2 protein-coding genes are annotated in these 22,291 nt (G+C 75.1%); both read right to left on the bottom strand.

Translation table 11 applies throughout. The features are described 5' to 3' along the window. Positions 1 to 6: 6 nt before the first annotated feature. The gene (locus SACTE_RS25175) at positions 7 to 7,557 is read right to left on the bottom strand and encodes a non-ribosomal peptide synthetase (protein WP_014048831.1); all 7,551 of its coding nucleotides are present in this window, start codon (positions 7,555 to 7,557) and stop codon (positions 7 to 9) included. Further along, on the bottom strand, positions 7,554 to 21,953 hold the full coding sequence (locus tag SACTE_RS25170) for a non-ribosomal peptide synthetase (protein WP_014048830.1): 14,400 nt from the start codon (positions 21,951 to 21,953) through the stop codon (positions 7,554 to 7,556). The genes SACTE_RS25175 and SACTE_RS25170 overlap by 4 nt, the downstream gene beginning before the upstream one ends. Positions 21,954 to 22,291: the final 338 nt, after the last annotated feature.

The following is a 22,291-nucleotide window of genomic DNA, read 5'->3' as shown; positions in this document are numbered from 1 at the left end:
GCCCGGCTACGCCCCGACCCGCGCCCCCGGCGCGGGCAGGAAGCCGGTGCCGTGGAAATACGTCAGGTAGCGGTCCAGGACCTCGTCGGTCAGCGGGGCCTGGCGCACCCCCAGGTCCGCGGCCGCCGCCGTCGTACGGCCGGAGTCGAAGCGTCGGTGGACCGTCGCCTCGGACCCGGCCCGCCCCTCGTCACCGAGGAACAGCTGTGCCGCGTTGTCCGGCTGGGCCGCCACCAGGTCCCGCCAGTGCTCCGCGGGTACGGTGCGCAGCTCGTGGCCGAGGCGGGAGGCCGCCGCGAAGACGCGGTCCAGGCCCGGGGCTTGCGGGTTGGTCAGGTGGTACGTCTCCCCGCCGGTCCGGCCGGACAGGGCGAGGGCCACCACCGCCGCGCTGACGTAGTCCACCGGCACCCAGTCGGTGGACCCGTACGGCAGGTCGGGCACCGCCCCCGCCTGGAGGCACCCCTTGATGAGCTGCCACAGCAGGTCGAGGTCCTGGCAGGCGCCCGTGGCGGTGTCACCGCTGATGCGGCCGGGCCGGTGGACGGTCACCGGCAGACCGCGTTCGCGGGCCAGGCCCACGAGTTGCTCGGCGACCCACTTGCTCCGGGCGTACCCGTCGGGCAGGGCGGTCGCCGGGCCTGTCGGGGTCGACTCCGTCACGGTGCCCGGCCCGTGGCCCGGGGCGTAGACGCTCGTGGTCGAGATGTAGTGCAGCCCTGGTGAGGCGGAGTCGGCGAGCAGGCGCAGGAGTTCCTCGGTGCCGGCGACGTTGGGGGCCCGGAGGTCGCCGTACCCGGCGGCGAAGTTGACGCGGGCGCCGTTGTGCAGCACCGGGCCGAGGTGGCGTACCAGGTCCGTGCGGGCCTCGGGGGACAGGCCGAGGCCGGGGGCGGCGAGGTCGCCGGGGACGGGGCGGATCAGGTCGGCGTACCGGGGGCGCCACAGCCCGTAGCGTTCCAGGTTGGCCCGCAGCCGGTGCGCCGCGTGCTGCTCGCTGCCGGCGCGGACGAGGCAGTCGACGGGGCCGTCGGTGGTCTCGACGAGGTCCCGCAGGAGGAAGGCGCCGAGGAAGCCGGAGGCGCCGGTCAGCAGCGGCCGGGACGAGGCGCGGGTGGGCCTGGGGACGGGGGCCCGGCCCGCGCCGGTGATGTCCTCGGCCAGCCGGACCTCGGCTGCGAGGTCCGGCGTATCGGCGTCCTCCTCGTCCTGGTCCGTACGTCCCAGGAGGCGGTCGACGCCCTCGACGGTGGGTGCCGCGAACAGGGCGCGCAGGGAGGGGCGCCGGCCGCAGCGCTCGCCGATCAGCCGGGCCAGGGTGACGGCGAGCAGCGAGTGGCCGCCCAGGGCGAAGAAGTCGTCCGTGACACCGACCTCGGGCACCCCGAGCGTCTCCGCGAACACCTCGCAGAGCACGCGCTCGCGTGCGGTGCGCGGCCCTCGGCCGCCTGCCCGCGAGGCATGGCCGGGTGCCGGCAGGGCGCGGCGGTCGGTCTTGCCGTTGGGCGTGACGGGCAGCGCGTCCAGGTGTACGTGGGCGGCCGGCACCATGTGTCCGGGGAGGGTCGCGGCGAGGTGCGCGCGGACCTCGGCCTCGCCGGGACCCCGGGCGCCCCGCGCGGACACGGTGTAGGCGACCAGGCGCCGGTCGCCGGGCCGGTCCTCGCGGACGGCGGCGCAGGCCGCGACGACCCCGGGCAGGGTGGTGAGCGCGGCCTCGATCTCCCCGAGCTCGATGCGGAACCCGCGGAGCTTGACCTGGTCGTCGGCGCGGGAGACGTAGACGAGCTCTCCCCCGGGCGTCCAGCGCACCAGGTCGCCGGTGCGGTACATGCGGCCCCCGGCCCGGTCGAACGGGTCGGCCACGAAACGGGACGCGGTCAGCGATGCCCTGCCGTGGTAACCACGGGCCACCCCTTCCCCGGAGACGTACAGCTCGCCGGTGACGCCGGGCGGCACGGGGGCCAGCCGGTCGTCCAGGACGTGGACACGGGTGCCGTCGACGGGGACGCCGATGGGCACGGTCCGGCCCGGGGCGAGCGGCCCGTCGGCGTGCTGGAAAGCGCTCATGGTGGCGCAGACGGTGGTCTCCGTCGGGCCGTACGCGTTGACGAGGAACCGGCCCTCCGCCCAGGCGTGCACCAGGGCGGGCGGGCACGCCTCACCGGCGAGGACCGTCGTGGTCCCGGCGGGCAGCGAGCCGGGCGGCATCACGGCGAGGGCCGCGGGCGGCAGGGTGAGGTGGGTGACGCCCCGCTCGCGGACCAGGGCGGCGAGGGTGGGGCCGGGCAGCAGGGCGTCGCGTTCGTCGATCTCCAGGCACGCGCCGGAGAGCAGCCCCATGCAGAGCTCCCAGAACGCGGCGTCGAAGCTGACGGACGCCATGTGCAGGACCCGGCTGCCCGGGACGACGCGTAGCCGCTCGCTCTGGGTCCTGGCCATGGCCCCGGCACCACGGTGGGTGACGACGACGCCCTTGGGGCGGCCGGTGGAGCCGGAGGTGTAGATGACGTATGCCGGGTTGTCCGGGTGCGGTCCCGTGCGGGAGTCGGCGGACGTGTCCGTCTCCGCGCCGTCGGCGAGGCCGTCGGTGTACAGGTGCGGCACCGGGGTGGCGGGGAGCCGGTGGTGGACGGCGGGTGTGGTCAGGAGGAGCCGGGGCCGGGCGTCGTCGAGCATGTAGGACAGGCGCTGCGCCGGGTAGTCGGGGTCGAGCGGCACATAGGCGGCACCGGACTTGAGGACACCGAGGAGGGCCACGACCAGGTCGCGGGTGCGGGGCAGGGCCACGGCGACCCGGTCCTCGGGGCCGATGCCCCGCGCGGTGAGGCGGCGGGCGAGGGCGTCGGCCCGTGCGTCGAGTTCGCCGTAGGTGAGGGTGGTGGTGGCGTCGCGGACGGCTGGGGCGCCGGGGGTGCGCCGGGCCCACCGCTCGAAGAGTGCGGGGACCGTCGACGCGGGCAGGTCCGGGGCGGGTCCGGTCCCCCAGGCGGTGAGGCGGGCGCGTTCGGCGGGGGGCAGGACGTCGTACGTGCTCAGCGGGCGTTCGGGGTCGGCGGTGACGGCGCCGAGCAGCAGCAGGAACCGTTCGGTGAGGTCGCGGACGGTCGCCGCGTCGAAGAGTTCCGTCGCGTAGTCGGCGGCGGCCCGCAGACCGCTGGGCGCCCCGTCGGCGTCGTAGGTCTCGGTGAAGGTGAACGACAGGTCGAACTTGCTGACCCGGAGGTCGATCGGCAGTCCGCCGACGGTGAGGCCCGGCAGGTCGAGGCCGGCGCCGGGGGCGTGGTTCTGGAGGATGAGCATGGTCTGGAAGAGCGGATGGTGGTTCTGCGAGCGGGTGGGGTTGAGCAGCTCCACCAGGCGCTCGAAGGGGATGTCCTGGTGCGCGTAGGCGGATAGGTCGAAGTCCCTCACCCGGCGCAGCAGTTCGAGGAAGGTGGGGTCGCCGGTCAGGTCGGTGCGCAGCACGAGCGTGTTCACGAAGAAGCCGACGAGGTCCGAGGCCGCCTCGTCGGTCCGTCCGGCGACGGCCGTGCCCAGCGGGATGTCGTCGCCCGCGCCGTGCCGGGAGAGCGTGGTCGCCAGGGCGGCCTGGAGCACCATGAAGACGCTGCATCCGCTGGCGCGGGCGAGGTCCGCGACCCGTCGGGCGGTGGAGCGGTCGACGGCGAAGTCGTGGGTGGCCCCGGTGTGCCGGGGCAGGGCGGGGCGCGCGTGGTCCCACGGCAGGTCGACCATGTCGGGAAGACCGCGCAACGCCTCCTCCCAGTAGGCCAGTTGCCGTGAGGCGAGGCTGTCCGGCTCGTGCTCGTCGCCCAGCAGGCGGCGCTGCCAGAGGCTGTGGTCGGCGTAGTCGACCGGAAGCGCGGTCCACGCGGGGGCCTCGGCGCGGACGCGGGCCCGGTAGGCGAGGCCCAGGTCGTGGGTGAGGGGGGCCAGGGAGGAGCCGTCGGCGGCGATGTGGTGGACGACGAGGACGAGCACGTGGACGTCGTCGGCGAGGCGGAGCAGGGTCGCCTGGAGCGGGAGGCGGTGCTCGATGTCGATCGGTTCGGTGGCGGCGGCTCTGATGCGGTCGGGCAGCTTGTCCGCGTCGGCGGCCTCCAGGGAGAACGGGAGCCGGACGTCGTCCGGGGCGGTGATGAGCTGGTGGGGTCCGCGGTCGCCCTCGGGAAAGACGGTGCGCAGGGCGGCGTGCCGGACGACGACGTCGTGCAGGGCCCGGCGCAGGGCGTCCGTGTCGAGCGGGCCCTCGACGCGTACGGCGAAGGGGATGTTGTACGTGGCGGAGGGGCCTTCGAGCCGGTGCAGGAACCACAGGCGCTGCTGCGCGTACGACAGCGGGAGCACCGCCGGGCGCGCCTGGGGCACGAGGGCGGGGCGGGCGGAGCGGCCCGCGTCCTGGAGGGCAGCGGCGAGCGCGGCGACGGTGGGGTTCTCGAAGAGGGTGCGGATCTCGGTCTCGGTGTCCAGGGTGGCGCGGATCCGGCCCACCAGGCGGGTGGCGAGCAGGGAGTGGCCGCCGAGGGCGAAGAAGCTGTCGTCGGCGCCGATGCGGGGCACGCCGAGCACATCGGCGAACAGCCCGGCGAGGATCTCCTCCAGGGCCGTGCGCGGCGCCCGTCCCGCGGCGCCGCCGGACGGGACGGTGGGCGCGGGCAGGGCCGCGCGGTCGAGCTTGCCGTTCGGGGTCAGCGGCAGGGCGTCCAGGGGGTGGATGACGGCCGGCACCATCGGAGCGGGCAGATGGCGTCCGACGTGCGCGGCGAGATGACCGGGGTCGGGCGTGCGGCCCGGTGCCGGGACGACGTAGGCGGTGAGGGTGCGGTCGCCGGGGAGGTCCTCGCGGACCAGGACGCAGGCGGAGCGCACCGACGGGTCGGTGCGGAGCACCGCCTCGATCTCCGCGGGTTCGATGCGGTGGCCGCGCAGTTTGACCTGCTGATCGGCCCGGGCGACGTAGTGCAGGGTGCCGTCGGCGTGCCACCGCACGAGGTCACCGGTGCGGTACATGCGTGCCCCGGTGCCGGCGAACGGGTCGGCGACGAACCGGGTGGCGGTGAGGCCGGGGCGCCCGAGGTAGCCGCGCGTGACACCGGCGCCCCCGACGTACAGCTCGCCCTCGGCGCCGGGCGGTACGGGGCGCATCGCCGTGTCCAGGACATAGGCGCGCACGCCGTCGACCGGCCGGCCGATCGGGGCCACGCCACCGGGTTCCCCGTCGGCGGGGACGCGGTGGGCGGTGGCGAAGGTCGTGGTCTCGGTGGGCCCGTAGACGTGCAGGACGGTGGTGCCGGGGTGGGCGGCGGCGAGTCCTTGGAGGACCCCGGGCGCGGCCGCCTCGCCACCGGTGGCGACCAGACGCAGCAGGCCGAGGGCACCCGGATCGGTCTCGGCCACGACGTTGAACAGGGCCGTCGTCAGGAATGCCGCCGTCACCCCGTGCCTGGCGACGGAGTCCCGGAGCGCGCCGGGCTGGAGCGGCCCCTCGGGGGCCACGACGACGCGTCCGCCGTTGAGGAGGGGGACCCAGAGCTCGAAGGTGGACGCGTCGAAGACGTACGCCGAGTGGAGCAGGACCGCGTCGGCCGCACCGTCCCCCCACCGGTGGTCGGCGGCGAGGGCCGCGATGTCGGCGTGGGTGACACCGACGCCCTTGGGCAGTCCGGTGGAGCCGGAGGTGAACATCACGTACGCGAGCCGGGAGGCCGGTCCGGAGTCCCGCAGGGGGCCCGGTGCGGCCGGGGAGCCGTCGAGGACCTGGCCCGCCCCGTCGACGGTGACCACGGCCACGCCGGGGCCGAGCCGGTGCGCCCAGGGGTGGGTGCGGGTGTCCGCGTCGACGACCAGGACGCGGAGCGCGGCCACCTCGGCGACCCGGTCGAGCCGTTCGGCTGGCCAGCGCGGGTCGAGTGGCACATAGGCCGCGCCCGCGCGCAGGGCGGCCAGAGAAGCGGTGACCAGGGCGCTCGACCGGCCCAGGAGGATGCCGACACCGTCCTCGGCACCCACCCCCAGCCCGGTCAGCGCACGGGCCAGCGCCTCCGAGAGGCCGTCGAGCCGGCCGTACGTCAGCCGCTCGCCCGCACCGGTCACGGCGACCGCGTCCGGGTGGCGGACGGCATGCCCGACGACAGTGCACGGGATGCTCGTGTCTGCCGTACCGGGCGGGAGTTCGGCTCCGCTCCCCTGCGCGAGCAGCGCCTCGCGCTCCCCCTCCAGGAGGACGGGCAGGGCGCCGACGCGGCGGTCCAGACCGTCCGCCATCACCGTCAGCAGCCGCCGCATGCGAGTCAGTGCGCGCGCCACCTCCTCGCGGCCGAGGGCGGCCGTCCGGTAGCCGAAGGTGATCCTCAGGGCGTCGCCCGGGGCGATGGTGAGGGTGAGCGGGTAGTGGGCCGCGTCGGTGCCGCTGACCCCGGTGACGGCGAGGCCGGGCAGTGACCGCTGCGCGGTGCGCAGGGCCTCGTCGTCCAGCGGGTAGTTCTCGAACACGGCCAGCGTGTCGAAGAGTTCGCTCAGCCCGGTGACGCCCTGGATCTCGGTCAGGCCCACGTACTGGCTGCCGAGGAGTTCGCCCTGCTCCCGCTGGAGCCGGGTCAGGAGTGCGGCCAGGGTTTCACCGGGCTCGGGGCGCAGCCGTACGGGCACGGTGTTGATGAACAGGCCGACCATCGACTCGACGCCGGGCAGCTCCGGCGGGCGGCCGGACACGGTGGCCCCGAACACGACGTCCCCGCGCCCGGTGAGATGCGCGAGCAGGAGGCCCCACGCGCCCTGCACCAGGGTGTTCAGGGTGAGCCGGTGGGTGCGGGCGGTCTCGCGCAGCCGGTGTGTCGTGGCCTCGTCCAGGTCGAGGACGAGGGTGCCGGGCAGCTCGCCGGAGCCGGGCGCGCCGGTGCGGGCGGGCCCGGCGAGCAGGGTCGGCGCCTCGATCCCGTCCAGGGCGGTGCGCCAGGCGTCCAGGGCGGCGCCGCGGTCCTGCCGGGCCAGCCACGCGAGGTAACCCCGGTAGGGGGCGACGCGCGGCAGGTCGTGGTCGTCGCCCCGGGCCGCGTACAGCGCGAACAGTTCCCGTACCAGGAGGGGCATCGACCAGCCGTCGAGCAGGATGTGATGGCTCGTCATGACCAGCCGGTGGCGTCCCGGCGCGGTGCGGACGAGGGTGAAGCGCATCAGCGGCGGGGTGGAGAGGTCGAAGCGGCGGGTGCGGTCGGCGTCGAGGAACGCGGCGAGGCGTACGGACGGGTCCTCACCCTCTCCCGTGGCCCCCGGGCTCAGGTCCAGCTCCTCCAGCGGCACGGGCACCTCGCGTGCGACGGCCTGCACGGGCTCGTCCAGTCCCTCGTGCAGGAAGCCGACCCGCAGATTGGCGTGGCGCCGCAGCAGCCCGGCGACGGCGGCGCGCAGGGCGAGGACGTCGACGGCGCCTTCGAGGTCGAAGACGAACTGCGCGGTGTAGACGTCCACGGCGTGGGAGTCGTACAGCGCGTGGAAGAGCATGCCCGCCTGCAACGGCGTCAGTGGCAGTACGTCCTCCAGCTGGAAGTCGGTCACTTGCGTCCACCCCACTTGTTCTGCAGTCGGTCGATCTGGGTCTGGCTGAGCGAGACCAGAGGAAGGTCGGACGGCGTCCAGCCGCCCGCGTCGGGCCGTTCGGCGAGTTCGGCGACGGCGCGCAGGGCGCGGGTGAAGGCGTCGGCCAGGGCCTGGACGTCCCTCTCCGCCAGGAGTTCGCCGGGCCAGGTCCAGCGGGTCACCAGGCTCGGACCGTCCGGCAGGTCCTCGGTGTGCGCGTTGATGTCGAGGACGTGGTGCACGGGCATGTCCGGGTCCTGGCTGCGCGGCCCGCCGCCGTCGAGCAGTACCTCCCAGTCGGTCCCGTCGTCCGCTCCCGCGCCGGGCGGGGCGGCGTACCGGCCCAGGTAGTTGAAGCCGATCTGGGGCTGGGGCGCCGGGGCGAGCAGCGGGCGGGTCGCCGGGTTGAGGTGGCGCAGCATCCCGTAGCCGACGCCGTGGTCGGGGACGGTCCGCAGGTGCTCCTTGACGCGCTTGAGGGCGCGTTCGACCTGCGCGGTGTCGAAGCGTGACGGATCACGGGGGTCGGCGGGCCCGGGGTCGAGCCGGACCGGGTAGAGGCTGGTGAACCAGCCGACCGTACGGGAGAGGTCGAGGTGGTCGGCGATCTGCTCGCGGCCGTGGCCCTCCAGGTCGAGGAGGACTCCGGTGTCGCCCGGCAGGTGGCCTCCGGTCGTCCCGGTCCGTTCCGCACGCCAGGAGCGGACCGCGAGGGCGAGGGCGGTGAGCAGGACGTCGTCGACCCCGGCGTGGAAGGCGGTGGGGACGGTGGTGAGCAGGTCCTTCGTCCACGCGGAAGGCAGCCGGGTGACCAGGGTGCGTGTCCGGTCGGCGGTGTCCCGTCCCGGGTCGAGCGGGCGGTGGCCCAGCTGCGGGTCGGGTGTTCTCGACGCGGCTTCCCAGAGCGGGAGTTCCGCCTCGCGCGCCGCCTCCCCCGCCTGGGCGGCGAGCAGCCGCGCCCAGTGTCGGTAGAACGTGGGGACCGGGGGCAGCGCCGGTGCCCCCGGCCCGTGGGTGACGGCCTGCCAGGCGGCCGCCAGGTCGTCGGCGAGGATGCGCCAGGAGACGGCGTCGACGGCCAGGTGGTGCACGACGAGCAGCAGCCGCCCGCGGGTGTGCGGTCCGGCGTCGCACCAGACGGCCTCGACTACGTCGCCCTGGGCGGGGCGCAGCCGCCTGCGGGCCTGCTCGCCGGCCTCGGTGAGGGCGGCTCGGACTTCTTCGGGGCGGAGTCCCGCCACGTCGAGGCGGGTGAGGTGGCGGTCGGCCCGTACGGTACCGGCCGGAAGCGCTTCGAGGACCGGGTCGCCCTCGGCCGGGCGGGTGGCCCGCAGGCGGAGCATGTCGTGGTGGTCGATGAGGAGCTGAAGGGCCGCGACGAGGGTTTCCTCGTCGGCACCGGCGGGTGTGCGCAGCACCCCGGACTGGTTGTAGCCGTCGACGGGGCCGGGCCGCCGAAGGAGCCAGGCCGCGATGGGGGTCGGCGGCATCACGCCGGTTCCCTCCCCCGTCCGCGCGGTGGCGGCCTGGTCGAGCGGGGTGGCGACGGCCGCGATGGCCTCGGGGGTGCGGTGGACGAAGACGTCGCGCGGGGTGACGGCGAGACCGGCCTTGCGGACGCGGCTGACGAGCTGGATGGAGAGGATGCTGTCTCCGCCGAGCGCGAAGAAGTCGTCGTCGGTGCGGACGTCGGGGGCGCCGAGGACGGAGGCGAACACGTCACGGACGACGCGTTCCTCCTCGGTGCGCGGCTGCCCGCCCGGCCGGGTGGCGTCGGGGCGCGCGGGAGCGGGCAGGGCCCGCCGGTCGGTCTTGCCGTTGGGCAGCAGCGGCAGGGCGTCCAGGGTGACGAAGTCGGCCGGCACCATGTACGGCGGCAGCGCCGACGTCAGCCGGGCGCGCAGCTCGGCGTCGGACGGGGTCGCGGCACCGCCCCGCTCGGCGGGGACGATGTAGGCGACCAGGCGCCGTTCGCCCGGCCGGTCCTCGCGGACGAGGGCACAGGCCGAGGTGACGGTGCCGAGCGCGGTGAGGGCGGCCTCGATCTCGCCGAGCTCGATCCGGAAGCCGTGCAGCTTGACCTGGTCGTCGGCGCGGGAGACGTAGCTGAGCAGTCCGTCGGCGCCCCGCCGCACCAGGTCGCCGGTGCGGTACATGCGGTCCCCCGCAGGGCCGTACGGGTCGGCGACGAACCGTGCGGCGGTGAGGCCGGGGCGGCCCAGGTAGCCGCGCGCGAGGCCGTCGCCCGCGACGTAGAGCTCACCGGTGACGCCCGGCGGTACCGGCCTCAGGCCCGCGTCCAGGACGTAGGCGCGGGTGTTGTCGACGGGGAGGCCGAGCGGCACGCCGCCGTCCGCCGCCGACGCGTCCGTCTCCTCGGGCCGGTAGCGGTGGGCGGCGGTGTCGATGGTCGCCTCGGTGGGCCCGTACAGGTTGTGCACCTGGGCCCGCCAGTCCCGCCCGGCGCGCGCGGCCAGGGAGCGGGGCAGGGGTTCGCCGCCGCACAGGACGGCCCGCAGTGACGCGGGCGCCTCGTCGGGGCCGGTCTCGGCGAGGACGACCGAGAGGTGCGAGGGCACGAACTGCGCGAGGGTCACGCCCGCCGCACGCATGAGGGACAGCAGGCGGGCGGGGTCGTGGTTGGCGGCGGGTGGCACGGGGCAGGTGGAGCCGCCGTGCAGGAGCGGCAGCCAGGTCTCCCAGACCGAGGCGTCGAAGCTGGGCGAGGTGCGCGCGAGGACCCGGTCGTCGTCGGTGAGGCCGAGGTGCCCGGCCATCCACGCCATGTGGTTGGTCAGGGAGGCGTGGGTGACGACGACGCCCTTGGGGCGTCCGGTGGAGCCCGAGGTGTAGATCACGTACGCGGCGTCGCGCGGGTCGGGGGCGGCCGCGGGCGGCGCCGCGCGTCCGGTGGACCAGGCGGCCCGGTCGTCGAGCTCCAGGCGGGGCACGGACGGGACGTCCCGTGCCCCGCGCCGGGTCAGGAGCAGCGCCGGGCGTGCGTCGTCGAGAACGAAGGCGATCCGCGCCTCGGGGTACTCCAGGTCGAGCGGGAGGCAGACGGCCCCGGCCTTGGCCACCGCGAGCATCGCGACGGCCTGGTCGGCGGTGCCCTCCAGGCCGAGGGCGACGAGGTCACCGCGGCGGACCCCCCGGCTGTGCAGATGGTGCGCCAGGTCGTCGGAGAGCGCGTCGAGTTCGCGGAAGGTGAGGTGCTGGTCGGTCGCCCGCACGGCGACGGCGCCGGGCGTGCGGGCGCACTGGGCACGGAACGCCTCGGGCGCCGTGCGCGCGGTCACGGCCCGGTCCCGGCCGTCCGCGACGTTCCTCAGGCTCTGCCGCTCGGCCGGGTCCAGGACGTCGACGGAGTGGACCCGCACGTCGGGGTCGGCGGTGAGCGAGGCGAGCAGGCGGGTCAGCCGGTCGGCCAGCGCGTGTGCGGTCGCGGGGAGGAAGAGCTCGGTGGAGAACTCCAGGACGCCGTCGAGGCCGGCGGGCCGGCCGGCGCCGTCGAAGGTCTCGGTGAAGGTGAACGTCAGGTCGAACTTGCTGATGCCGGTGTGCACGGGCTGTGCCGCCACCGTGAGACCCGGCAGGTCGATCGTGGTGTCCGCCTGGTTCTGGAGGACGAGCATGGTCTGGAAGAGCGGGTGGTGGTTCTGGGCGCGGGCCGGGCTGAGCAGGTCCACCAGCCGCTCGAACGGCACGTCCTGGTGGGCGTAGGCGGCGAGGTCGAAGTCCCTCACGCGCTCGACGACTTCGCCGAAGGTGGGGTCTCCGGTCAGGTCGGTGCGCAGGACGAGGGTGTTGACGAAGAAGCCCACCAGGTCGTCGAGCGCCTCGTCGGTGCGTCCGGCGACGGCGGTGCCGAGCGGGATGTCCTCACCGGCGCCGTGCCGGGACAGGAGAACCGACAGGGCGGCCTGGAGCACCATGAAGAGGCTGCTTCCGCGGCTGTGGGCCAGCCGGGCGAGGGCCCGGTGGGTGTCCGCGCCGACGGGGAAGGTGAAGGCGTCGCCACGGTAGGCCGTGACGACGGGCCGTGGCCGGTCGCAGGGCAGTGCGAGCAGTTCGGGGGCGCCGGCGAGGGCGGTACGCCAGAAGTCCAGCTGCCGCGCGGCCCGGCTCGCCGGGTCGTCCTCGTCGCCCAGCAGCGCACGCTGCCACAGGGTGTAGTCGGCGTACTGGACGGCGAGTTCCGTCCAGGAGGGCTCCTCGCCCTCGGTACGGGCCCGGTAGGCCTCGCCCAGGTCGCGGGCGAGCGGGGCGAGGGACCAGCCGTCGCCCGCGATGTGGTGGACCAGCAGCACGAGGACGTGCGCCTCGGCGCCGAGCCGCAGCAGTCGTGCCCGTACGGGGAGTTCCGCGCCGACGTCGAAGGGGTGCGCCACCTCGGTGGCCAGGACCTCGTCGAGGCGGTCCGGTTCGGTGTAGCGGGGTGTCAGGTCGAGGTCGGCGCCCTCGGCGTCGCGGACGGCCTGGCGGGCCACTCCGTCGGTGTCCGGGAAGACGGTGCGCAGGCTCTCGTGGCGTTCGATGACGTCGCCGAGGGCGCTCTCCAGGGCACCCGCGTCGAGCGGTCCGTCCAGGCGGAGCACGAGCGGCACGTTGTACGTGGCGCTCGGCCCCTCCAGCCGGGCGAGGAACCACAGCCGCTGCTGGGCGAAGGACAGCGGCAGCGGATCGGGGCGCACGGCGACGCGTTCCAGCCGGGTCCTGGCCTCCTCGGCCCCGTCCAGCGCTGCGGCGAGAGCGGCCGGTGTGGGGTGCTCGAAGAGGGCCTTCACCTGGACCTCCACCCCGAGGACGGTACGGATCCGCGCGGCGAGGCGGGTGGCGAGCAGCGAGTGGCCGCCCAGGGCGAAGAAGTCGTCGTCGGTCCCCGCCCCGTCGAGGCCGAGCACGTCGGCGAAGAGTCCGCACAGGAGCTCCTCGCGGGCGGTACGGGCTCCGCGTCCACGGGCCGGCGCGTGCTGCCCGGGCTCGGGCAGGGCATGCCGGTCGACCTTGCCGTTGACGGTCAGCGGCAGAGCGTCGAGCAGCACGAAGGCGGAGGGGACCATGTAGGCGGGCAGGGACCGGCCGACGGCCCGGGCGAGCTCTGCCGGCTCGGGCCGGGCCCCGGCCGCGGGAACCACGTAGGCGACGAGCCGGCGGTCGCCGGGGACGTCCTCGCGTACGACGGCGAAGGAGTCGGCGACACCGTCGCAGCAGGCCAGCACCCCCTCGATCTCGCCGAGTTCGATGCGGTAGCCGCGCAGCTTCACCTGGCCGTCGGCGCGGGCGACGTAGGCGATCTCGCCGTCGTGGGTCCACCGGACGAGGTCGCCGGTGCGGTACATGCGTCCGCCCGCCGGGTCGAACGGGTCGGCCACGAAGCGGGTGGCGGTCAGTCCCGGAAGCCCGGTGTACCCGCGTGCCACTCCGTGTCCGGCGAGGTACAGCTCGCCCACGACGCCGGGCGGCACGGGACCCAGGGATCCGTCGAGGACGTAGGCGCGCATCCCGTCCAGGGGGCGCCCGACCGGCGGCGGGCCCGCCGGCAGGTCGGCCGCGACCTCGTGCCGGGTGGCGAAGGTGGTGGTCTCGGTGGGCCCGTAGACGTGCAGGACGCGCACCCCGGGGGCGGAGCCCGCGACCCGCTGCATCGCGTCCGGGGAGGCGAGCTCGCCCCCGGCGCAGACCAGTCGGAGACCGGCGAAGGCGCCCGGATCGGTCTCGGCGATCACGTTGAACAGGGCGGTCGTCAGGAAGACGGCGGTCACCCCGTGCTCGTGGACGGCGTCGCCGAGGACACGGGCCTCCAGGACGCCCTCGGGTGCGACCACGACGCGGCCGCCGTTCAGGAGCGGGGCCCAGATCTCGAAGGTGGAGGCGTCGAAGACGTACGCCGAGTGCATCAGCACCGCCTCGGCGGCGCCCCCGCGCCAGGCGGCGTCCGCCGTGAGCGCGGCCACGTCGGCGTGCGTGACCCCGACGCCCTTGGGCAGACCGGTCGAGCCGGAGGTGAACATCACGTAGGCGAGGGCGCGGGGGCCCGGCACGGCGGCCGGGCGGACCGGCTGTCCGGGCGCGCCCCGCAGGACCCGGCCGAGCCGGTCCACGACCACCACCGGTCTGCGGCCGGCGGCCGAGGCCACCCACGGCGAGGCGGCGGCGTCCTCGTCGACGACGAGGACCCGTACGTCGGCCACCCCCGCTACCTGGTCGAGCCGCTCCGTGGGCCAGCGCGCGTCCAGCGGGACGTAGGCGCCCGCCGCGCGGACGGTGCCGAGCGACACCGACACCACGGCCGGCGACCGGCCGAGCAGCACCCCGACGCCGGACTCGGGGCCGACGCCGAGGCCCGCGAGGCAGTGGGCGAGGCCCTCGGAGATCCGGTCGAGCTCGGCGTAGCTGAGGGTGGTGCCGTCGGCGGTGACGGCCGCGGCGTGCGGCGTGCGGTGCGCCTGGGCCGCGAAGAGCGCGGGCAGCGTGGCCTCCACGGCGGTCGCGGGCAGGGGGGCGCCGGTCCCCCGGTGCGTGACGCGGGCCCGTTCGCCCGGTGTCATCACGTCGTAGCCGGCCAGGGGCAGACCGGGATCGGCGGCCACCTGTTCCAGGAGGCGCACGAGACGGTCGGCGACGGTTTCGACGGTGGTCCGGTCGAAGAGGGCCGTGGCGTACTCGATCCCGGCGGTGAGCCCGGCGAGGCCGTCCTCGCCCGGCTCCTCGGTGAAGGCGAAGGTGAGGTCGAACTTGCTCAGGCCGTTGTGGACGAGCCGGTCCTCGACCGTGAGGCCCGGCAGATCGGGGCGGGCCGTCTCCTGGTTCTGCAGGACCAGCATGACCTGGAACAGCGGGTGGTGGTCGCGCGCCCGGACGGGGTTGAGGCTCTCCACCAGACGCTCGAAGGGCACGTCCTGGTGCGCGTAGGCGGCGAGGTCGAACTCGCGCACCCGCGCGAGGAGTTCGCGGAAGGTGGGATTGCCGGAGAGGTCGGTGCGCAGGACGAGGGTGTTGACGAAGAACCCGACCAGGTCCTCCAGCGCCTCGTCCGTGCGCCCGGCGACGGGCGAGCCGAGCGGGATGTCGTCCCCCGCGCCGTGCCGGTGCAGCACGGTGGCCACCGCCGCCTGGAGCACCATGAACAGGGTGCTGCCCGACTCCCTCGCCAGGTCCAGCAGCCGGGCGTACAGCCCGGGCGGGAGTCCGAAGGTGTGGACGGCTCCTCGCGGATCCGCGGCGACCGGACGCGGCCGGTCCAGCGGCAGCTCGGTCAGCCCGGGCATGCCCTCCAGGGCGGTGTGCCAGTGGTCGAGTTGCCGCCGCAGCAGGCTCTGCGGCGCGAGCCCGTCCCCCAGCACCTCGTGCTGCCACAGGGTGTAGTCGGCGTACTGGAGCGGGGAGACGGCCGCCGGTTCGGGTGCCCGCCCCTCGATACGGGCCCGGTAGGCGTCGCCGAGGTGGCGGGCGAGCGGGGCGAGTGACCAGCCGTCGCCCGCGATGTGGTGCAGGACGAGCACCAGGACGTGGTGGGCGGGTGCGGAGCGCAGCAGCAGGGCCCGTAGCGGCAGGTCCTCGACGATGTCGAACGGCTCGCGCACGGCGTCCAGGACCACCGCCTCCAGATCGGCGGGGGCCGTGCCCACGACCGGCAGCCGGGGCGTGGCCGCGTCGGCCGGCAGCACCACCTGGTGGGGGACGCCGTCTCGTTCGGGGAAGAGGGTGCGCAGCGCCTCGTGCCGCTCGACGACGTCGCGCAGCGCCTGCCGCAGGGCGTGGGTGTCCAGGGCGCCGTCGAGTTCCAGGACGAGCGGGATGTTGTAGGCGGAGCCGGGTCCTTCGAGCCGGTTGAGGAACCACAGGCGCTGCTGGGCGTAGGACAGCGGCAGCGGGTCGGGCCGTCGCACCGCGGCGGCGATCGGCGGGCGGGCCCGTCCCGAGGCGTCGAGGACACGGGCGAGACCGGCCGCGGTGGGGTGCTCGAAGAGGGTGCGCACCGCGATCTCGGCCCCCAGGAGGGCGCGGACCCGGCTGACGACGCGCATCGCGAGGAGCGAGTGGCCGCCGAGGTCGAAGAAGCTGTCGTGCGGGCCGGCCAGGGGGCGGTGCAGGACGTCGGCGAAGACACCGGCGAGCAGGTCCTCCTGGAGGGAGCCCCTCCCTGCTCCGCCGGGCGCGCCGGTGTCCCGTTCCGGCTCGGGCAGGGCCCGCCGGTCCACCTTGCCGCTGGGCAGGAGCGGGAGACGCTCCAGGACGACGACGGCACCGGGGACCATGTGGTGCGGCAGGGTCTCGGCGAGGGCGTCGCGGAGGGCCGTGGGGCGCGGGGCCGGGTCGCCGGTGGCGTAGGCGACGAGTTCGCGCCGGCCGGGTACGTCCTCGCGGATCACCGCACAGGCGGCCGTGACACCGGGGCGCGCCAGGAGCGCCGCCTCGACCTCGCCCAGTTCGATGCGGAAGCCGCGCAGTTTGACCTGGTCGTCGGCGCGGGCCACGTAGTCGAGCAGCCCCTGCCCGTTCCACCGTACGAGGTCGCCCGTGCGGTACATGCGGGAACCGGCGCCGTCGAACGGGTCGGCGACGAACCGTGCCGCGGTCAGGCCCGGTCGGTTCAGGTAGCTGCGGGCCAGGTTGGGGCCCGAGAGGTACAACTCGCCGGTGACACCCGGGGGTACGGGCCGCAGCCGGTCGTCGAGGACGTAACCGCGCATGCCGTCGACCGGGCGGCCGATCGGCACGGTCTCGGACGGGGCGCCGGCGGGACCGCCCGCTTCCGGGCCGGGGGCGCGGTGGACGGTCGCGTCGATCGTCGCCTCGGTCGGCCCGTACAGGTTGTGCACCTCGGCACCCCACCGGCGAGCGACGTCGTCGGCGAGGGCGCGCGGCAGCGGTTCGCCGCCGCACAGGACGGCGCGCAGGGCGGACGGCCGTGCGGCGTCCGGCGCCGAGGAGAGGACGAGGTTCAGGTGGGAGGGCACGAACTGGGCGACGGTGACGCCGTACCGGCTCATCCAGGAGACCAGTGCGTCCGGTTCGCGGTTGGCGCCGTGCGGCAGCACACAGACCTGGGCGCCGTGCATCAGCGGGAGCCACAGCTCCCACACGGAGGCGTCGAAGCTGGTGGAGGTGCGGGCGAGGACCCGGTCGTCCGGGGTGACGGCGAGGTGACGTGCCATCCAGGCCATATGACCGGCCAGGGCGCCGTGCGGCACGACCACGCCCTTGGGACGGCCGGTGGAGCCGGAGGTGTAGATGACGTACGCGGGGTCCGCCGGGCGGGGCGCGGCGGAACCGGCCGGGAGCGTGTCCGTGTCGTCGAGCGCGCCGAGGGCGTCGAGGGCCAGCCACGGTACGTCGCAGGGGGGCAGGTCCGCGTGGACGTCCGTGGTGGTGAGCAGCAGCACGGGCCGGGCGTCGTCGAGCATGTGCCGGATGCGGGCGGGCGGGTACTCCGGGTCGACGGGCAGGTAGGCGGCCCCGGCCCGCAGCACGGCCAGCATGGCCACGACGGTGTCCACGGACGGGGGCGCGGCGACGGCCACCCGGTCCTCCCGGCCTGCGCCCCGCTCGCGCAGGGCCTGGGCGAGGGCGTCGGCGCGGGCGTCGAGCGCGGCGTAGGTGAGGCTCGTGTGCGCGTCGCGCACGGCGGTCAGATGCGGTGTGCGGGCGGCCTGCTCCCGCACCGCCTCCGGGACGGAGGGGACGCGGCGGGGCAGCGCGGCGCCGCGTCCCTGGGCCAGGAGGCGGTCCCGCTCGCCCGGCGCGAGCGGGTCGAGGTCGCCGAGCGTCCGGCCGGGGTCGGTGACGGCAAGGGTGAGGACGCGGGCGAAGCGGTCGCACAGGGCGCGGGCGGTGCCGGCGTCGAAGACGTCGGTGGCGTACTCCAGGTATCCGCCGAGCCCGGCCGGGGCGCCGGGGGCCGGGGCCGCCTCGGTGAGCGAGAACGTCAGGTCGAACTTGCTGATCCCGGTGTGGCGGGTCCGGTCGTGGACGGTGACGCCGGGCAGGTCGAGCTGTGCCCGGCGCTGGTTCTGGAGGACCAGCATGGTCTGGAAGAGCGGGTGGTGGTCGCCGGACCGCTCGGGGTTGAGCGCCTCCACGATCCGTTCGAAGGGGAGGTCTCCATGGCTGAACGCGGCGATGCCGAACTCCCGCACACGATCGAGGAGTTCACGGAAGGTCGGGTTCCCGGACAGGTCCGTCCGCAAAACGACGGTGTTGACGAAGAAGCCGACCAGGTCGTCGAGTGCCTCGTCGGTGCGCCCGGCCACCGCCGTGCCGACCGGAACGTCGGTCCCCGCGCCATGGGCGTGCAGCGTCACGGCGAGGGCCGCCTGGAGCACCATGAACGGCGTGCAGCCCGCGGTACGGGCCAGCCGCCCCAGCCCGGCGTACGTGGACGCGGGCAGGGCGAAGGGGACGGTGTCGCCCCGGTGGTCGCGCACCGCGGGCCGGGGCCGGTCCAGGGGCAGGTCGAGCAGTTCGGGCGCCCCGCGCAAGGTCTCGGTCCAGTGGGCGAGCTGACGCGCGGCCAGGCTGTCCGGGTCGCGGGCGTCGCCGAGCAGCCGGCGCTGCCAGAGGGCGTAGTCGGCGTACTGCACGCGCAGGGCGGGCAGGTCGGGCGTCCCCGAGCCCGTGGTCCTGGCGCGGTAGGCGGCGCCGAGGTCTCGGCTGAGCGGGGCGAGGGACCAGCCGTCGGCGACGACGTGGTGGAGGACGAGGACCAGGACGTGCCGGCCGGGGCCGGGGCGGAGGAGGCGGGCCCGGACGGCGATGTCGCCGGTGAGGTCGAAGGGCGCGGCGGTCAGACGGCGTACCGTCTCCTCGGCCCACACGTCGGCGGGTTCCCCGGCCGGGGGCTCCTCTACGGCGAGGGGGACGAGCGTCGGGGCGGCAGCCGCGTCCAGGACGTCCTGCCGGGCGACGCCGTCGTGTTCGGTGAAGACGGTGCGCAGGCTCTCGTGGCGGGCGACCACGTCGGCCAGGGCGCCCCGCAGCGCCTCCGTGTCCAGCGGACCGTCGAGTCCGAGGACGAGCGGGACGTTGTAGGTGTCGCCGTCGCCCTCCGTCCGGTTGAGGAACCAGAGGCGCTGCTGCGCGAAGGACAGCGGTACGGCGCCGGGCCGCCGCTGCGGGGAGAGGACGGGCCGGGCCGCCCCGGTGGAGTCGAGGGCGGCGGCCAGCGAGGCGACCGTCGGGTGGTCGAAGAGCGTACGCAGGGCGAGTTCGGCGCCCAGTGCCGCCCGCACCCGGCCGATGAGGCGGGTGGCGAGCAGGGAGTGGCCGCCCAGGGAGAAGAAGTTGTCGTCGACGCCGACGGCGTCCACGCTCAGGACGTCGGCGAACAGCCCGGCCAGGATCTCCTCGTCGGCCGTGCGCGGGGCGCGGCCCGTGGAGGTCGCCACGCGGGGGGCGGGCAGGGCCTTGCGGTCGACCTTGCCGTTGGCGTTCAGCGGCAGGGCGTCGAGGGGGACGAACACGGACGGAACCATGTAGGCGGGCAGGGCCCGCCCGACGCGTCGGGCCAGCCGGAAGCCGTCCGGCCGGGTGTCCGGGGCGTGCACGACGTAGGCGACCAGTGAGCGGTCACCGGGTGCGTCCTCGCGGACCAGGACGCAGGCGGCGCGCACGTCCGGGTCGGCGAGGAGGACGTTCTCGATCTCGGTGGGCTCGATGCGGTACCCGCGGAGCTTGATCTGCCCGTCCGCGCGGCCTACGTACTCGATGTCACCGCGCGCGGTCCAGCGCACGAGGTCGCCGGTGCGGTACATGCGCCCGCCGTCCGCGTCGAACGGGTCGGCGACGAACCGGGTGGCCGTCAGCGCCGCACGCCCCTGGTAGCCGCGGGCGACGCCGAGGCCGCTGACGTACAGCTCCCCCACGACACCGGCGGGCACCAGGCCGAGTGCCTGGTCGAGGACGTACAGCCGCCTGCCGTCGAGGGCTCGGCCGATGGGCGGTACGCCCGTCGTGTCCGCGTCCACCGGGTGGCGGGTGGCGAAGGTCGTGGTCTCCGTGGGGCCGTACACGTGCAGGACGCGGGTACCGGGCGCGGCGGCCGCGACGCGCCGCATCAGGTCCCCGGTGGCCGCCTCGCCGCCGGCGGCGATCAGCCGCAGTCCGGCGAACGCCGCCGGATCCGCCTCGGCCACCACGTTGAACAGGGCCGTCGTGAGGAACAGCGCGGTCACCCCGTGCCGGTCCACCAGGTCCCGGAGCACCCGGGCCTCCAGCACGCCGTCCGGGGCGACGACCACCCGGCCGCCGTGCAGGAGCGGCACCCAGATCTCGAACGTGGAGGCGTCGAAGACGTAGGCGGAGTGCATCAGGACCGCGTCGGACACACCGCCGGACCAGGTGGTGTCGGCGGTCAGCGCGAGGACGTCGGCGTGGGTGACGCCGACCCCCTTGGGCAGACCGGTGGATCCGGAGGTGAACATCACGTAGGCGAGCCGGTCACCGCGGGACACGCGCGGCAGCGGTCCCGGATTCGGCGGGGCGCCGCGAACGACGCGGCCGATGCGGTCGACGACGATCAGCGGCAGACCGGCGGCCCGCTCCCGCACCCAGGGCCGGGCGGCGGTGGCCTCGTCGGCCACCAGGGCGCGGACACGGGCGACGTCCGCGACACGGCCGAGCCGTTCGGCCGGCCAGGCCGCGTCCATCGGCACGTACGCGGCTCCCGCTCCGACCACGCCGAGGGTGGCGGACACCACGGCCGCCGAGCGGCCCACGAGGACGCCGACACCGTCCTCCGCGCCCACGCCCCAGCCGGCCAGGGCGCCGGACAGCTCCGCGGCCACGCCCGCCAGTTCCCGGTAGGAGAGCGTGGCGGAACCGTCCGTCACCGCCGGGGCGTCCGGCGTCCGGCGCGCCCGCTCGGCGAAGGCCTCCGGCAGGCTCGTCGCCACGGCCGGTGCGGGCAGGGGCGCGCCGCGCCCCTGGGCGAGGAGGGCCCCGGCGGCGGTGTCGTCGACGAACGGCAGGTCGCCGACGAGGGCGTCCGCGTCGGCACCGGCCAGGACGGAGAGGAAGGAGACCACGGCCTGCTGGTGCGGCAGCACGTCCTCGGGGCGGTACAGCTCCGGGTTGGCGTCGAAGCCGATCAACGGCCCGGTGCCCTCGGACCGTTCGGAGACGAAGAGGGACACGTCGTCGACCGGGCCGACGGACAGGACGCGGGAGGCGCCGGGGCTTCCGGCGAAGTCGAGGCCGTAGTCGTAGCCCATGATGTTGACGACGATGCCCGCCAGGCGCGCCGGGTCGTCCGTCATGTTGAGCTCGCGGGCGAGCTGTTCGCGGGAGAAGCGGCGGTGGCGCAGGGCTCCGCGCATCTCGGTGGCGGCCGCGCGCACGAGAGTGCCGACCGTCATGTCCGGGGTGAGGCGCAGGCGTAACGGCAGGATGTTGGCGGTCATGCCGATGATGTGCCTGAGCCCGCCGTGGCGGCCGTTGGAGGCGAGGCCCACCGTGACGTCCCGCGTCCCGGTGGCCCGGCCGACGTAGGCGGCGACCGCGCCGACGAGGACGGCGGTCCAGGTGGTGCGGTGGGCGGCGGCCAGTCTCCGCAGGTCGTCGAGGACGGCGAGGGGCAGCGTTTCGCCGGTGTGCAGGCGCACGTCCGCAGCGTCGGGCGTGCCCGGTGCCGGGGTGTCGGTACGCCGGCGGATCAGCTCCCCGCCACCGCCCGCGTCCTCGACCAGGGCGCCTGCCGGGCCCGCCGGGGGGCCGTCGGCCAGGTCCGCGAACTTGCCGGTCCAGTAGGCGCGGTCGGCCTCGTGGCGCTCCGACGCGCGGTAGGCCGCCTCGTCGGCCATGAGCTCCCGCAGGGGCGCGGCGGGCAGCTCGGCCGTGGCGGGGTCCTCGCCGTGTACGGCACGGGTGTAGAGGTCGGCCACGGTGCGGGCGAAGACGGCACCGCCGAGGCCGTCGATGGCTATGTGGTGATAGCGGACGTACCAGTGGTGCAGATCGGGAGCGAGGCGCAGCAGCGCGAAGTGGTGGTGCGGGGCGTCGAGCCGGTCGACGGCGGCCATGTCGTCGGCCAGGTAGCGCTCGGCGGCGGCGACGGGGTCGTCGGCGCCGGTCAGGTCGACGAGGCGCAGCCTGCCGGCCCCGGCGGACGGACGGCGGACGACCCGTTGGAGGACCGTGTCGCCCTCGGTGACGAACTCGGTGTTGAGGCTGTCGTGCGCGGCGACGGTCCGGTCGACTGCCGCGGCGAACAGTTCCTCGTCGAGGCCGCCACGGATCTCGAAGCACTCCCCGATGTTGTATTTGGGGCTGTCCGGGTCGACCAGTTGCCCGTACCAGACACCCTGCTGGGCAGGGGTCAATTCGAAGAAGTCTTCGGAAACCGCGCGTGAGGGGACGGAGCCGTTTTCGTGCATGCCGATCTACACCTTTGGGGAGAGTTTTCGGGGACGACGAAGAAGGCGGGCGGAGCCGCCCACACCGGTGCAGCAACGATCGCCGACAACGGACCGGCGAGAACTCCGAGGAACGTCGCCGGACCCGCGTCGTCAGGAACTACCGGGCTCCACGGGCACATTCGGCCCGCCGGGAGACCTGCCGAGTAACCTCGTTCTCTTCGTGCACCGAGGACGGGCCACCCGGCAGTCCACAGGTAGCCCATAAGAGGTCGATGAATGGCTCATCGCGGTGAAGTGATCACTCGCGGCCGAAGAAGCAGTCGATTTCCGCTCACGCGTGATTACTTCTGACCGAA

Source organism: Streptomyces sp. SirexAA-E (assembly GCF_000177195.2).
Lineage (GTDB): Bacteria > Actinomycetota > Actinomycetes > Streptomycetales > Streptomycetaceae > Streptomyces > Streptomyces flavovirens.
This window is presented reverse-complemented; position numbering and strand designations above follow the sequence as displayed.